Annotated in this window: 16 protein-coding genes; 1 reads left to right on the top strand and 15 read right to left on the bottom strand. The window is 71.9% G+C overall.

From position 1 onward, the window contains the following. Positions 1-15: 15 nt before the first annotated feature. The 6 genes from QZL85_RS02950 to rpsB all read right to left on the bottom strand — a co-directional run bounded on the left by QZL85_RS02950 (position 16) and on the right by rpsB (position 4,931). Positions 16-591 (bottom strand): DivIVA domain-containing protein, encoded by a 576-nt coding sequence (locus QZL85_RS02950; RefSeq protein WP_295573388.1) that lies wholly within the window; start codon positions 589-591, stop codon positions 16-18. Continuing rightward, entirely contained in the window at positions 588-1,565 is a 978-nt protein-coding gene (locus QZL85_RS02945) for a phosphatidate cytidylyltransferase (protein WP_295573935.1), read from the bottom strand. The genes QZL85_RS02950 and QZL85_RS02945 overlap by 4 nt, the downstream gene beginning before the upstream one ends. Before the next feature lie 45 nt (positions 1,566-1,610). Further along, complete coding sequence (gene frr, locus QZL85_RS02940) at positions 1,611-2,165, bottom strand: ribosome recycling factor (RefSeq protein WP_295573386.1); 555 nt, start codon at positions 2,163-2,165, stop codon at positions 1,611-1,613. A gap of 55 nt (positions 2,166-2,220) precedes the next feature. Continuing rightward, on the bottom strand, positions 2,221-2,940 hold the full coding sequence (pyrH, locus tag QZL85_RS02935) for a UMP kinase (RefSeq protein ID WP_028495451.1): 720 nt from the start codon (positions 2,938-2,940) through the stop codon (positions 2,221-2,223). Between the two features lie 88 nt (positions 2,941-3,028). After that, positions 3,029-3,856, bottom strand: coding sequence for a translation elongation factor Ts (gene tsf, locus QZL85_RS02930; protein WP_295573384.1), 828 nt, complete (start codon positions 3,854-3,856; stop codon positions 3,029-3,031). Positions 3,857-3,926: 70 nt separating this feature from the next. Continuing rightward, on the bottom strand, positions 3,927-4,931 hold the full coding sequence (gene rpsB / locus QZL85_RS02925) for a 30S ribosomal protein S2 (RefSeq protein WP_295573381.1): 1,005 nt from the start codon (positions 4,929-4,931) through the stop codon (positions 3,927-3,929). Between the two features lie 320 nt (positions 4,932-5,251). Between rpsB and QZL85_RS02920 the strand changes: the two genes are divergently transcribed. Further along, the gene (locus tag QZL85_RS02920) at positions 5,252-5,791 is read left to right on the top strand and encodes a murein hydrolase activator EnvC (RefSeq protein WP_295573378.1); all 540 of its coding nucleotides are present in this window, start codon (positions 5,252-5,254) and stop codon (positions 5,789-5,791) included. 12 nt (positions 5,792-5,803) lie between these two features. Here the strand turns inward: QZL85_RS02920 and QZL85_RS02915 are convergent, their stop codons facing one another. From QZL85_RS02915 to QZL85_RS02875, 9 genes are all read right to left on the bottom strand, one after another. Then, the gene (locus QZL85_RS02915) at positions 5,804-6,712 is read right to left on the bottom strand and encodes a tyrosine recombinase XerC (RefSeq protein ID WP_295573375.1); all 909 of its coding nucleotides are present in this window, start codon (positions 6,710-6,712) and stop codon (positions 5,804-5,806) included. Between the two features lie 54 nt (positions 6,713-6,766). After that, positions 6,767-7,957 carry a DNA-processing protein DprA gene (dprA, locus tag QZL85_RS02910; RefSeq protein ID WP_295573372.1) on the bottom strand — a complete coding sequence of 397 codons (1,191 nt, stop codon included), beginning with the start codon at positions 7,955-7,957 and terminating at the stop codon, positions 6,767-6,769. Beyond that, a complete protein-coding gene (locus QZL85_RS02905; protein ID WP_295573369.1) occupies positions 7,954-9,486 on the bottom strand; it encodes a YifB family Mg chelatase-like AAA ATPase in 1,533 nt (510 codons plus the stop codon). Before QZL85_RS02905 ends, dprA begins: the two co-directional genes overlap by 4 nt. Next, entirely contained in the window at positions 9,483-9,845 is a 363-nt protein-coding gene (locus QZL85_RS02900; RefSeq protein WP_295573366.1) for a YraN family protein, read from the bottom strand. The genes QZL85_RS02905 and QZL85_RS02900 overlap by 4 nt, the downstream gene beginning before the upstream one ends. A gap of 96 nt (positions 9,846-9,941) precedes the next feature. Continuing rightward, positions 9,942-10,262, bottom strand: a complete 321-nt coding sequence (locus tag QZL85_RS02895) for a DUF2469 family protein (RefSeq protein WP_028495443.1) — start codon at positions 10,260-10,262, stop codon at positions 9,942-9,944. Between the two features lie 71 nt (positions 10,263-10,333). After that, positions 10,334-10,993: a ribonuclease HII gene (locus QZL85_RS02890; protein ID WP_295573363.1), complete on the bottom strand. Its 660-nt coding sequence runs from the start codon at positions 10,991-10,993 to the stop codon at positions 10,334-10,336. Then, a complete protein-coding gene (gene lepB / locus QZL85_RS02885; RefSeq protein WP_295573361.1) occupies positions 10,990-11,745 on the bottom strand; it encodes a signal peptidase I in 756 nt (251 codons plus the stop codon). The genes QZL85_RS02890 and lepB overlap by 4 nt, the downstream gene beginning before the upstream one ends. A gap of 158 nt (positions 11,746-11,903) precedes the next feature. Then, positions 11,904-12,251 (bottom strand): 50S ribosomal protein L19, encoded by a 348-nt coding sequence (gene rplS, locus QZL85_RS02880; RefSeq protein ID WP_295573360.1) that lies wholly within the window; start codon positions 12,249-12,251, stop codon positions 11,904-11,906. 163 nt (positions 12,252-12,414) lie between these two features. Further along, positions 12,415-12,909 (bottom strand): MFS transporter permease, encoded by a 495-nt coding sequence (locus tag QZL85_RS02875; RefSeq protein WP_295573358.1) that lies wholly within the window; start codon positions 12,907-12,909, stop codon positions 12,415-12,417. Positions 12,910-12,918 lie beyond the last annotated feature (9 nt).

Here is a 12,918-nt window from a genome sequence, read left to right as displayed (position 1 = left end):
GGGTGGCCGAGGGTGTCAGCCGACGGCCAGCATGACCTCGACGACGGCGTCCAGGACGGCGTCGACCTGGTCTTCGCGGTAGCCGCGACGCTGCATGCGGAAGGCCACGCTGCGCACCTGGTCGACCGTGACGTGCTCGCCCGATTCGAGATAGCCGGCGATCTTGTCGGCCACGACGTCGACCTCGTCGATGCGGTAGCCGTAGGCCATCAGCCCCACACGCTCGAAGCGGTGACCGCGCGGACGAGTGAGACGGTCGAGGATCTCCTGTCCGAGGCGGCGGGAGCGGCCCACCCACCCGCGCGCACCGGCCCGCGAGAGCGCGTGCTCGCGCTCCCGGGCGGCGAACGCGTCTTCCAGGCGTCCGAGCGCCGCATCCACCGCGGCGATCTGATAGCCGTGCGCGACGAGAGGGAAGCCCACCTGGCGGATGTCGGCAGACCCGATGTGCGCGTCGTCCCCGTCCTCGAACGCGGCGCGCGCGGCGGCGAGGAACTCGTCGACCGCGGCGATGTCATAGCCCTTGAACCGGCCGGTCGCGAGCGGGAAGGGGGTCGACGCGGTCGTCTCCGTCGAGGGCTCGCCGGTCATGCGCCCACCAGCGGGAAGAAGAGGAAGTACATCGCGAGCGCCGTGATCGTCGACGGCAGGATCGAGTCGAGCCGGTCGAGGACTCCCCCGTGCCCGGGCAGCCAGGAGCTCATGTCCTTGATGCCGAGGTCGCGCTTGATCATCGACTCGCCGAGGTCTCCGACGGTCGCGGAGCCCAGGACGACGATGCCGAAGACGATCCCGACCCAGAACGGGACCTGCAGGAGGAACATCCCCATCAGCACCGCGGCGACGACGGCGGCGAGGGCCGCTCCCGCAAAGCCCTCCCACGTCTTCTTGGGGCTGATGAGCGGCGCCATCGGATGCCTGCCGAAGGCCAGCCCGCTCGCGTACGCGCCGGTATCGGCGGCCACGACCGTCGCGATCATCGTGAGGACCCACAGCTCGCCCTGCTCCTGTCGCAGCAGGACGAGGCACAGGCTCCCGAGGAACGGCACGTAGAGCGGCAGGAAGCCCGCCACGAGCGCGTCCGAGACGACCTGGCCGTAACGGCGGCCGTCACGCGCCGCCATCTGGGCCATGAGGCGCCAGACGACGGCCACCGCGACGGCGGTGAAGGTGATGACCCAGTGGGTCCAGTGGCCGACGAAGAAGCCGGCCAGCAGGATGACGGTGCCGGCCAGCAGCTGCACGACGAGGTCGACGCGCCTGCCGGCGGCCTGCAGGGCGCGGGTGAACTCGAACAGGCCGAGGAGGCACACCGGGATCGCGAAGAAGAGGAAGATCCACTTCACGAACAGCAGCGCGCCGAGGACGGCGGCGCCGATCGCGACGCCGATGAGGGTCGCGAGAAGCAGATTGCGGCCGGTCCGCTCGTTGATCCGCTCGTTGGCGTGCTCGAAGTCGGTCCGCGCCTTCTCGATCTGCAGCTCGAACTCCGACCGCGCGGCGCGGACATGCTGCTGGAAGGATGCCGGATCCACGGCGCGACGCGCGGCTCGCGTCGTCGGCATCCGTTCGTCCGGCGCCGGGTCGCCGGAGGGCTCGGTCATGGGAGCTCAGACCTCGAGGAGTTCGGCTTCTTTGCGCTTGAGAGCGTCGTCGATGGCGTCGACGCGGGCGCGCGTGAGCGCGTCGAGCTCCTTCTCCGCGCGGACGAGGTCGTCCTCGCCGACGTCGCTCTTGAGCGCGTCGAGGTCGTCCTTGCTCTTGCGGCGGATGCCGCGCAGGTGCACCTTCGCGTCCTCGCCCTTGGACCGGACGAGCTTGACGTACTCCTTGCGGCGCTCCTGTGTGAGCTCGGGGAGCGTGACGCGGACGAGGTTGCCGTCGTTCGTCGGGTTCGCACCGAGGTTCGGCGTGTCGCGGATGGCCTGCTCGATCGCCTTGAGCGCGGACTTGTCGTACGGCGTCACGATGATCGTGCGGGCCTCGGGGTTGTTCAGCGAGGCGAGCTGCGCGAGCGGGGTGGGCGAGCCGTAGTAGTCCACGAGGATCTTCTGGAACATCTGCGGGTTGGCGCGGCCCGTGCGGACGGTGGCGAAGTCCTCCTTCGCCGCCTCCACGGCACGGTCCATGCGCGCGGTCGTGTCGGCCAGGATGTCGGCGATCACGGTCACTCCATTCGTCGGTACGTCAGGTCGAGTCTAGTGCGGCGGGCCCTTCGGCTCAGACGGTGACGAGCGTGCCGATCCGCTCGCCGAGCAGCGCGCGGGTGACGTTGCCGGCCGGCTCCATCCCGAACACGCGCATGTCGATGCCGTTGTCCATGCAGAGGCTGAACGCCGTCGAGTCGACGACCTTGAGTCCCCGCTGCAGCGCGTCGCGGTAGGTGATCTCGTCGATGCGGCTGGCGGTGGCATCCGTCTTCGGATCGGCCGTGTAGACCCCGTCGACGCCGTTCTTGGCGACGAGGACCTCATCGGCGCCGATCTCGAGTGCGCGCTGGGCGGCGACGGTGTCGGTCGAGAAGTAGGGCAGGCCGGCACCGGCGCCGAAGATGACGACGCGGCCCTTCTCCATGTGCCGTTCGGCACGACGCGGGATGTACGGCTCGGCGACCTGGGTCATCGCGATGGCGGACTGCACGCGCGTGGCGGCACCGGCCTGCTCGAGGAAGTCCTGCAGGGCGAGCGCGTTCATGACGGTGCCGAGCATGCCCATGTAGTCGGCGCGCCCGCGGTCCATGCCGCGCTGGCTGAGCTCGGCGCCGCGGAAGAAGTTGCCGCCGCCGACGACGATGGAGATCTCCACGCGGTCAACGGCCGCCGCGATCTCGCGCGCGATCTGACCGACCACGTCCGGGTTCACTCCGAGCTGGCCACCCCCGAACGCCTCGCCGGACAGTTTCAGGAGGACGCGTCGGCGTCCGGTGTTCTCATCGATCACGGGGTGGGTCCTCTCGTCGCGTGTGCAGACTATCGAATGGCGGGCACGGGAAAGGGCCCGCATCCGAGGATGCGGGCCCTTTCCATGACTACGCGCCGACCTTGAAGCGGGCGAAGCCGGTGACGGTGATGCCGGCGTCCTGCGCGACCTTGGCGACGGACAGCTTGTTGTCCTTCGCGTAATCCTGATCGAGCAGGGCGACCTGCTTGAAGAACGCGTTGACGCGCCCCTCGACGATCTTCGGCAGGGCGGCCTCGGGCTTGCCCTCGTTGCGGGAGATCTCGGTGACGATCTCGCGCTCCTTGTCCACGTCGGCCTCGGGGACCTCGTTGCGGGACAGGTAGGAGGGGTTCGCGAAGGAGATGTGCTGCGCGATGGAGCGAGCCGTGTCGGCATCCTCGCCCGAGTAGGCGACGACGACGCCGACCTGCGGGGGGAGGTCCTTGCTCGTCTTGTGCAGGTACACCTGGAAGGCGTCGCCGGTGAGCGTCCGGACGCGCCGCAGCTCGACCTTCTCGCCGATGATGGCGGCCTCGTCGGAGATGAGCTGCTCGACGGTCTGGCCGTTCGCGTCGGCGGCGAGGGCGGCCTCGGCCGAGTCTGCGCCGGCAGCGGCAGCCGCGGCGAGCACCTTGTCGGCGAGGGCGATGAAGCGGTCGTTCTTGGCGACGAAGTCGGTCTCGCACGCGAGCTCGATCATGGTGACGGCGCCGTCGGTCTCGGCCGCGGCGACGAGGCCTTCGCTCGTGGAGCGGTCGGCGCGCTTGGCGTTGCCCTTCGCGCCCTTCAGGCGCAGGATCTCGACGGCCTTCTCGAGGTCGCCGTCGGCCTCCTCGAGCGCCTTCTTGGTGTCGACCATGCCCGTGCCGAGCTGCTCGCGCAGCGCCTTGATGTCGGCGATGGTGAAGTTTGCCATGGGTGGTGGCTCCTTGGTTCTGTGGTGTGGGGAGCCCCGGCGGGCGGATTGCGCCCGCCGGGGCGACGACTTACTTGGCGGCGGGGGCCTCGTCGGCGGCGTCCTCGGCCGGAGCCTCGGTCGCGGCGTCCTCGGCCGGAGCCTCCTCGGCGGGCGCCTCGTCGGCAGCGGCGTCCTCGGCCGGAGCCTCCTCGGCGGGCGCCTCGTCGGCGGCGGCGTCCTCGGCGGGCGCTTCCTCGGCGGGAGCCTCGTCGGCAGCAGGAGCCTCGGCGGCGACCTCATCGGCGACCGGAGCCTCCGCGGCGGCGTCGGCCGGAGCGGACTCGAGGAGCTCGCGCTCCCAGTCGGCCAGCGGCTCGGCGTCGGCGGCCTCGTCGGTGGGCTGGTGACGCTGGATGAGACCCTCGGCGGCGGCGTCGGCGATGATGCGGGTGAGCAGGCCCACCGAGCGGATCGCGTCGTCGTTGCCGGGGATCGGGTACTGGAACTCGTCCGGGTCGGCGTTCGTGTCGAGGATGCCGATCACGGGGATGCCGAGCTTCTTGGCCTCGTCGATGGCGAGGTGCTCGCGCTTGGCGTCGACGACCCACATGGCCGACGGCGTCTTCTGGAGGTTGCGGATGCCGCCGAGCGACTTGTGCAGCTTGTCCAGCTCGCGCTTCTTGAGCAGCAGCTCCTTCTTCGTGAAGCCGCTCTCGGCGGGGTTCTCGAAGTCGAGCTCCTCGAGCTCCTTCATGCGGGCGAGGCGCTTGCTGACCGTGGCGAAGTTGGTGAGGAGGCCACCGAGCCAGCGCTGGTTGACGTAGGGCTGGCCGACGCGGGTCGCCTGCTCGGCGATGACTTCCTGGGCCTGCTTCTTCGTGCCGACGAAGAGGATGGTGCCGCCGTGGGCGACCGTCTCCTTGACGTACTCGTACGCCTGGTCGATGTAGGCGAGCGACTGCTGCAGGTCGATGATGTGAATGCCGGAGCGCTCCGTGAGGATGAAGCGCTTGACCTTCGGGTTCCACCGGCGGGTCTGGTGCCCGAAATGGACGCCGCTGTCGAGCAGCTGGCGAATGGTGACGACGGCCATGGCCGTTCTCCTGTTCCGGCGCGCGGGGCGCCCTGTTTCGGTTGTTCTCGCCGGACCGGAAGGTCGGCGGGCCTGGTGCCCGGCGCACACCCACTCTTCCGCCGGAGCGGTGTGAGACCTGGGGTGTGGGATGCCACGCTGCAGCGGTCCTCGCGGATCGCCGCCGGCGCTGTGGGCACGCGGAGTCACCCCGACAAGCGAGGTGCGTCTTTCAGTGTATCAGCCACGCCGGTTCCTGCCCCGCAGGGACGGGGCCCCGATCGTCCACCGATCGGGCGATCGACCGCTGTCAGGATGGATGGACGGAGCAGGCTCCCGACATGATGCTCTCGGGACGCTGGGTGGCGGCCGGGCTGGCGGCCGTGATGACCCTCGCAGCCGGCACGGTCCCGCCTGCGCGCGGCGCGGCGGACGGAGTGCCGCAGACCGTCGACGCGGTCGACCGTGCGGCACTGAGCGGCTGGCGCTGGCCGCTGGACTCCTTCCGCATCGCGCGGCCGTTCTCCGCTCCGGCGCACCAGTACGGGCCCGGGCATCGCGGGATCGACCTGCAGCCGGTCGGCGATGAGGTCGTCCGCTCCCCTGCCGCGGGGGTCGTGGCCTTCGCCGGCCCGGTCGCCGGACGCGGAGTCGTCACGATCGACCACGGCGCAGGTCTCGTCACGACGCTCGAGCCCGTCGGAGCGATGCCGGTGCCGGGGACGCGTGTCGCGGCGGGCGACCCGGTCGGCTCGCTCTCGCTCGGCGGGCACAGCGTCCACGGAACGCTGCACTTCGGGGTGCGGGAGCACGGCGCGTACATCAACCCGCTGCTCCTGCTCGGTCACCTCCCGCGGGCGATCCTGCTCCCGTGCTGCTGAGGAGACCCGCGGCTACGCGCGCGGGTGGGCGAGACGGTAGGAGGCGGTGAGCTTCTCGGCCGAGACGTGCGTGTAGATCTGCGTCGTCCCGAGGCTCGCGTGGCCGAGCAGCTCCTGCACGGCACGGAGATCGGCTCCGCCGTCGATGAGGTGGGTCGCCGCGGAGTGACGCAGAGCGTGCGGGCCCACCGCACCCGCGCCGACGGCCGGCCCGACCGTCCGGGCGACGATGTCGTACACGGCGCGCGGGCCGATCCGCCCACCGCGGGCACCGAGGAAGAGCGCCGGGTGGGGGACGGCTCCGGCGCCGCGCGCCAGCAGCGTCGGCCGACCGCGGACGAGGTACGCGTCGAGGGCGCGTCCGGCGGGCGCTCCGAACGGGACGATGCGCTCCTTCGAGCCCTTGCCGAGGACGCGGACCGTCCGGCGGTCGTGATCGACGGCGTCGGGGTCGAGGCCGCACAGCTCCGACACGCGGAGCGCCGCACCGTAGAGCAGCTCCAGGATCGCGGCGTCCCGCAGTGCGAGGGGGTCGCCCTCATCCGCGGCGGTGCCCGCCTCGTCGAGCAGCGTCGACATGGCGCCCGCGGTCGCGATGTGCGGGAGGGTGCGCCCGCGCTTGGGTGCGACGAGACGCAGACTCGGGTCGGCATCGCGCAGCCCGGATTCGACGGACCAGTCGAAGAATCCTCGGGCCGACGCCGTGCGGCGGGCGATCGTCGCGCGGGCGTCGCCGCGCTTGGTCGCCGTCCACAGCCACTCGCGGAGGGTCTCCAGGTCGACGTCGGCGACGTCGAGGTCACCGCAGGATCGGGCGAGATCGGTCAGGTCTGCGCGGTAGGCGCGCACCGTCGCGGGCGAGAGGCGCCGCACGTCCGCCAGATGGGCGGCGTAGGCCCGGATGGCGTCGGAGATGCGCATGGCTCCAGCATGCCCCGCCCTCCCGGCGCGCGGGCCGCGACCCTCCGGGGCCGCTCAGCACCGCCGCCACCCGTCGATCCCGCGCGCTGCCCTCCCCTCCAGCTCGAGGAGACCCAGCAGCGCGGCGGCGTCGCCGGCCGAGAGGCCCGCGCGCCGTGCGACCTCCTCGCCGGCGCGCGGGGCGCGGACGCTCAGGGCGTCGAGCACCCGGGTTCGCTCGTCGGTGCGGCCGCCGCCGTCGGTCGCCGCCGCGACGGGCAGGCCCAGCAGCTCGCGCACGTCATCGGCGTTCGTGATGCAGAGCGCGTCGGCCTCGCGCAGCAGCCGGTGACAGCCCGCCGACGCCGCACTCGTGATCGGGCCGGGCACCGCACCCAGTGGACGACCGAGCGCGGCGGCATGGTGCGCGGTGTTGAGCGAGCCGCTCCGCCACCCCGCCTCCACGACCACCGTCGCGTCAGCGGCGGCGGCGATGAGTCTGTTCCGTGCGAGGAACCGCCACTTCGTCGGCGTGGAGCCGCACGGGACCTCGGATGCGACGACGCCCGTCCGGGCGATCCGGTCGAGCATCTCGCTGTGCCCGGCCGGGTAGGGACGGTCGACGCCGCCGGCGAGGAGCGCGAGCGTCATCCCCTCCACGCGCAGGGCGGCGCGATGCGCGCAGCCATCCACCCCGTACGCCGCCCCCGACACGACCGTCGTCCCCGTCGCGGCGAGCTCGGCGGCGAGCTCCATGGCGACATGTTCGCCGTACGCCGTCGCCGCGCGCGCCCCCACGAGCGCGACGGCCGATCCTTGGGTGAGCGGGCGGTCGGGTGCGCCGAGGGTCCACAGCCCGACCGGCGCGTGGGGTCCGAGATCATCCAACCCCGCCGGCCACTGCGGGTCGGCGGGCGTGAGCAGAGCCGCCCCGGCGCGCCGCGCCGCGTCGAAGGCCTCCCCGAGGTCACCGGCCCGGGGCCGCCACCGGTCGCGCGCCTTCTGCAGGGCATCGGGGGCGATGCCGGCTTCGGCGGCCCGCTCCTCTCCCCCGTCCGGCGAGAGCGCGATGGCGAGGGCTCCGACGGCGCCCCAGCGGTCCCGCAGAGCCCCGGCGACACCGTCGCCCGGCTCGGTGAGCGCCGACCAGAGCCCGCGTGCGTACCGGTCGCGCACGGCGTCGTCATCGTGATCGGTGCCGCGCGCGCCGGGACTCCCCCGCAGCGCCTCGCGCGCCGCCGCGGCCGACACCTCCGGGACCGTCATGCGCGTGTTCCCCGCTTCAGGTACAGCGCACGACCGATGTCGGGCACCTCGAGCCGGCCCCGGCCCGCGAGGTCGGCGACCGACCACGCGACGCGCAGCACACGGTCGAAGCCGCGCAGGGTGAGCGACCCCCGATGCAGTGCGGCATCCAGCGGCCGGCGGATGATCGGCTCGGGTGCGAGCGGACCGGCGCGCAGCCACGAACCGGAGACCTCGGCGTTCGTCCGCCACGGGGTCTCGCGCAGCCGGTGCGCCGCCCGGGCTCGCGCCTCCGCGACACGCCCCCGCGCGGACGCCGTCGTCTCCGTGCCGCTCCCGGCGCCGGTGATCTGCGCGAGCGAGACGCGCTGCATGGCCAACTCGATGTCGATGCGGTCCAGCAGCGGCCCGGACAGGCGCGCGAGATAGCGCCGGATGGCCATCGGCGGGCAGACGCACGTGCCGCCGGGCACGCCGTACACCCCGCACGGGCACGGGTTCGTCGCGAGGACGAGCTGGAACCGCGCGGGGAACGCGGCGCGGAAGCCGGCGCGGTGGATCTCGATCCGGCCGGCCTCGAGCGGCTGACGCAGCGCGTCCAGCGCGTGCCCGCTGTACTCCCCCGCCTCGTCGAGGAAGAGGACCCCGCCGCTGGCCCTCGCAATCGCGCCCGGGCGGACGACGCGACTCCCGCCGCCCACGAGCGCTGCCACGCTCGCGCTGTGATGCGGGGCCTCGAACGGGGGCGTCCGTCGCAGGCCCGTCACCGGAAGGCCCGCGAGCGAGCGGATGGACGCGACCTGGAGCGCGGCCCCGTCGTCGAGATCGGGCAGGATGCCGGGGAGGCGCCGCGCCAGCATCGTCTTTCCGGCGCCGGGCGGGCCGCTCATCAGGAGATGGTGGCCGCCCGCCGCGGCCACCACCAGCGCGTCCACGGCGTCGCGCTGGCCGATCACCTCGGCGAGCTCGGGCGGATCGGCGTCCAGGTCCGGGGCGCCGACCGGGACCGGGACGGGCTGCTCCTCGACGTCCGCGACGTCGAGTCCATGCCAGCGCGCGACGTCGCGCAGGCTCACGGCGCCGAACACCTCGACACCGTCGACCAGCTCCGCCTCCGGGCGGCAGGCGTGCGGGACGACGACCCGGCGGAACCCGGCCCGTGCGGCGGCGAGGACGGCGGGCAGGATGCCGGGCACGGGTCGGAGCCGCCCGTCCAGGCCCAGCTCCCCCAGGTGCACGGCACCGGCGAGCGAGTCGCGGTCCATCGCGTGCTCGGTGGCGAGGGCCGCGAGGGCGATGGCGAGGTCGAGCGCCGTGCCCTGCTTCGGCAGGCTCGCGGGTGACAGGTTCACCGTCAGGCGGCGACGCGGCAGGGCGAGGTCGCTGTTCGCGCACGCGTTGTGGACGCGCTGATGCGCTTCGGAGATGGCCTTGTCGGCGAGACCGATGATCGCGAACCCGGGGGTCTGGTTCGACAGGTCGGCCTCGACCTCCACGAGGTCTCCGACGAGGCCGGTGAGCGCGACGGACCAGGTCCGCCCGAGGCTCATGCGAGGTCCTCGATGTGCTCGAGGACCGCCGTGGCGGGGTCCTCCCCCGTGATGGCGATGACGTCCAGGCGCAGCCGTCTCCCGCGCGCGGCTGCGGGATGCGCGGCGATCCACGCGCAGGAGAGCCGCCACAGCCGTGCCCGCTTGCGCGCGTCGACGGCCTCGAACGGATGCCCGAACCACTCGGTGCGCCGCGTCTTCACCTCGACGACCACGAGGTCGGTCGACGATGCCGCGACGATGTCGATCTCCCCCGCGGGGCAGCGCCAGTTGCGGTCGAGGATCTCGTAGCCGCCGCGCCGGAGATGCCCCGCGGCGCGGTCCTCACCGGCTTGGCCGCGCTCGTCCTTCAATGCCATGAGGGCATCGTGGCGAGCGGGTCACCCCGTCAGCGCAGCCGACCGCCGATCGGTGGACGGTGCCGGAGCCGCGGCATCCTGTGCAGGAGGCGCCGCTCAGTCGAGCGAGAGCTCCTCGGGAAGCTGGAAGTCGCGGCGCTGCAGCTCCTCGACGTTGACGTCCTTGAACGTCAGCACGCGCACGGACTTCACGAACCGGTCGGCCCGGTAGATGTCCCACACCCACACGTCCTGCATCGAGATCTCGAAGTAGAAGTCGTGCTCGGTGTCGCGGCGGACGACGTTGACCTCGTTGGCGAGATAGAACCGTCGCTCGGTCTCGATCACGTACTGGAACTGCGACACGACATCCCGGTACTCCTTGTAGAGCGCCAGTTCGAGTTCGCGGTCGTAGTCCTCGAATACTTCGTCGTCCATGGTGCTTCCATCCTAGGGTCGCGCGAGGTCCAGGTCACCGCCGGGCCACCGCGCAGGCGTCGGCGGCGGCGTCAGAACAGCGTGGGCGCGTCCGCGATGGCCCACGACGCGCGATGGTGGTCGCTGAGACCGTGCGAGCGGATCGCCTCGCGGTGCTCGAGACTCGCGTACCCCTTGTTGCGCGCCCACTGGTAGACCGGGACGTCGTCGTGCAGGCGCGTCATGAGCGCGTCGCGCGCGACCTTCGCGATGACGGATGCCGCCGCTGCCGACGCGCAGTCGCGGTCGGCCTTGACGATCGGCGTGATGCGCAGGCCCGCACCGCCGGCCGGGGTGATGTAGTCGTGGTTGCCGTCGAGGATCACGATCGCGTCCTCCGGGACGACGCCGTAGGCGCGGAGGTCGGCGATCGCGCGGAGGGCAGCCAGTCCGAGCGCGCGGATGATCCCGACATCGTCGATCTCGGCGGCGCTGGCCCACCCCACGGAGGAGGCGCTCACCCAGCCCGCGGCGCGCTCGGCGACCGCGGCGCGATGATGCTCCGCGACGAGCTTCGAGTCGCGGAGGCCCTCCGGGATGCGACGGCGGGCACCGCTCGCGTCGACGACTGCGGCCCCCACGGCGACGGGTCCCGCGAGAGCGCCGCGGCCGACCTCGTCGCACGCGATGACGAGGGCATGCTCCTTCAGCAGGCGTCGCTCGACGGTGAGCTTCGGGGTCGCGACCGTCATGGCGTCCGGGTCTCCGGGACGCCGGCGAAGACGTCGTGGTGCGAGTCGATGAAGCCGAACCGGGAGAACGGCCACGTCAGCAGGAACGCGCGGCCCACGACGTTGTCGACCGGCACGAAGCCGCGCGAGGGCTGATCGACGTTGTAGCGCGAGTCGCGGGAGTGGTCGCGGTTGTCCCCGAGGACCCAGAGCGAGCCGTCCGGCACCGTCACGTCGAACGGCACCTCGTCCGGCGCACTCTGACCCTCCGCGAGGTTCAGATACTCCGACTCGTCGACAGGGACGCCGTTGATCTCGATCTGGCCGATCGCGTTGCAGCACACGACGTGGTCGCCGGCGACGCCGATGATCCGCTTGATCAGATGGTCCTTGCTGTCCGGCGCGGAGATGCCCACGAGGGCGAGCACCCAGTCGACGGCCTCCACCGCGAAGGAGCGGTCGGGGTCGAGAGTCTGCGGCAGCCAACCGCCGGGGTCGCGGAAGACGACGACGTCGCCGCGGTCGTAGCCGCCGAACCGCGGCGTGAGCTCGTCCACGAGGATCCGGTCGTCGATCTGCAGCGTCTGCTCCATCGAGCTGGACGGGATGAAGAACGAGCGGACCAGGAAGGTCTTGACGAGGAAGGAGACCACGACGGCGATCAGGACGATCACCAGCACGTCCCGGACGAGGAGCCAGAGTCGGCGCGGCCGACGAGGGGATGCGGAGTCACCCGCGGCATCTGCGGCGGGGGCCGTCGTCTCCGAAGTCATTCCCGTCCTTCACACATCCGCCGGTCGTCCCGGGACCGCCCTACAAGGGTCGCACATCCGCGCCCCCGTGCGCGCCGCCGCGCGCGGGCCACGGACAGCGCGATGCCCCGGGACCGACGAACGGTCCCGGGGCATCGGGCGGTGAATCGCGACGCGTCTCAGCGGTCGCGCTTCTCCTTGATCTTGGCCTTCTTGCCGCGGAGGTTGCGGAGGTAGTACAGCTTCGCGCGACGCACGTCGCCGCGGGTGACGACCTCGATGTGGTCGATCACCGGGCTGTGCACCGGGAAGGTGCGCTCCACGCCGACCTGGAAGCTGATCTTGCGGACCGTGAAGGTCTCGCGCACGCCGTCGCCGGAGCGGCCGATGACGACGCCCTGGAAGATCTGGACGCGCGAGCGGTTGCCTTCGGTGATGTTGACGTGAACCTTCACGTTGTCGCCCGGGTTGAAGACCGGGATGTCGGTGCGCAGGGATGCTGCGTCGACGGAGTCGAGGATCTGCATGATCGTCACTTCCTGCGACCGCCACAGGTCGATCGCGAGAGTTAGAGAAAAGGATGGAGTGCGCCCTAGGCAGCCGAATCCGGCGCCGTGCTCCCCTGAGGCAGAACCTGTTCAGGGCACAAACATCCATTCTGCCATGGATGCCGGTGCGCGCCAAACCGGCTCAGGCGTCGCCGGGGCTCCGCTTCTCGCTCACGATGATGACCTCCTGGGGCCGCTGCGGCGTCTTCGTCGCGGGCGGCGGGATGTAGACGGCGCCGTCGGTCGCGCGCCGGAGCACGGCACTCGGCTTCGCCTCGCGGAAGAGCTGCCACAGCATGAGCCAGACGAGCCCGATGAAGACGACGACGGCGGCCGTCAGCAGCGGCCAGAAGGCGGCCGGGGAGAAGAACCCCACGGCGATCGTGAGCAGGTGCCAGAGCGCGAACCCGCCCACATCCCACCAGGACAGCGCGCGGGTGTGGCGGACGGTCCCCCGTGCGCGGGCGAGCAGGGTCAGCAGGAGCTGGCCGACGAGGACCGACGGGATGGCGATGACGATCACCCAGAGCAGTGCCCAGCCGCTCGCACTGAACGCGATCCAGCCGATCAGGAGCCACAGCGGCAGGACGAGCGCCGCCGGCAGGAGCCACTGGTAGAACGCGCGTCTCAGCCACATGGCTTCGAT

The organism is uncultured Microbacterium sp. (assembly GCF_900078385.1).
Taxonomy (GTDB): Bacteria; Actinomycetota; Actinomycetes; order Actinomycetales; family Microbacteriaceae; genus Microbacterium.
Note: the sequence above shows the minus strand (reverse complement) of the source record. Positions and strands in the feature narration are given on the sequence as shown.

What these genes read in the sequence shown, in the direction of transcription:
- QZL85_RS02950 (WP_295573388.1), bottom strand. Translation starts at nt 591, where the DNA reads ATGACCGGCGAGCCCTCGACGGAGACGACCGCGTCGACCCCCTTCCCG.
- QZL85_RS02945 (WP_295573935.1), bottom strand. Translation starts at nt 1,565, where the DNA reads ATGCCGACGACGCGAGCCGCGCGTCGCGCCGTGGATCCGGCATCCTTC.
- tsf (WP_295573384.1), bottom strand. Translation starts at nt 3,856, where the DNA reads ATGGCAAACTTCACCATCGCCGACATCAAGGCGCTGCGCGAGCAGCTC.
- rpsB (WP_295573381.1), bottom strand. Translation starts at nt 4,931, where the DNA reads ATGGCCGTCGTCACCATTCGCCAGCTGCTCGACAGCGGCGTCCATTTC.
- QZL85_RS02920 (WP_295573378.1), top strand. Translation starts at nt 5,252, where the DNA reads ATGATGCTCTCGGGACGCTGGGTGGCGGCCGGGCTGGCGGCCGTGATG.
- QZL85_RS02915 (WP_295573375.1), bottom strand. Translation starts at nt 6,712, where the DNA reads ATGCGCATCTCCGACGCCATCCGGGCCTACGCCGCCCATCTGGCGGAC.
- dprA (WP_295573372.1), bottom strand. Translation starts at nt 7,957, where the DNA reads ATGACGGTCCCGGAGGTGTCGGCCGCGGCGGCGCGCGAGGCGCTGCGG.
- QZL85_RS02905 (WP_295573369.1), bottom strand. Translation starts at nt 9,486, where the DNA reads ATGAGCCTCGGGCGGACCTGGTCCGTCGCGCTCACCGGCCTCGTCGGA.
- QZL85_RS02900 (WP_295573366.1), bottom strand. Translation starts at nt 9,845, where the DNA reads ATGGCATTGAAGGACGAGCGCGGCCAAGCCGGTGAGGACCGCGCCGCG.
- QZL85_RS02895 (WP_028495443.1), bottom strand. Translation starts at nt 10,262, where the DNA reads ATGGACGACGAAGTATTCGAGGACTACGACCGCGAACTCGAACTGGCG.
- QZL85_RS02890 (WP_295573363.1), bottom strand. Translation starts at nt 10,993, where the DNA reads ATGACGGTCGCGACCCCGAAGCTCACCGTCGAGCGACGCCTGCTGAAG.
- lepB (WP_295573361.1), bottom strand. Translation starts at nt 11,745, where the DNA reads ATGACTTCGGAGACGACGGCCCCCGCCGCAGATGCCGCGGGTGACTCC.
- rplS (WP_295573360.1), bottom strand. Translation starts at nt 12,251, where the DNA reads ATGCAGATCCTCGACTCCGTCGACGCAGCATCCCTGCGCACCGACATC.
- QZL85_RS02875 (WP_295573358.1), bottom strand. Translation starts at nt 12,909, where the DNA reads ATGTGGCTGAGACGCGCGTTCTACCAGTGGCTCCTGCCGGCGGCGCTC.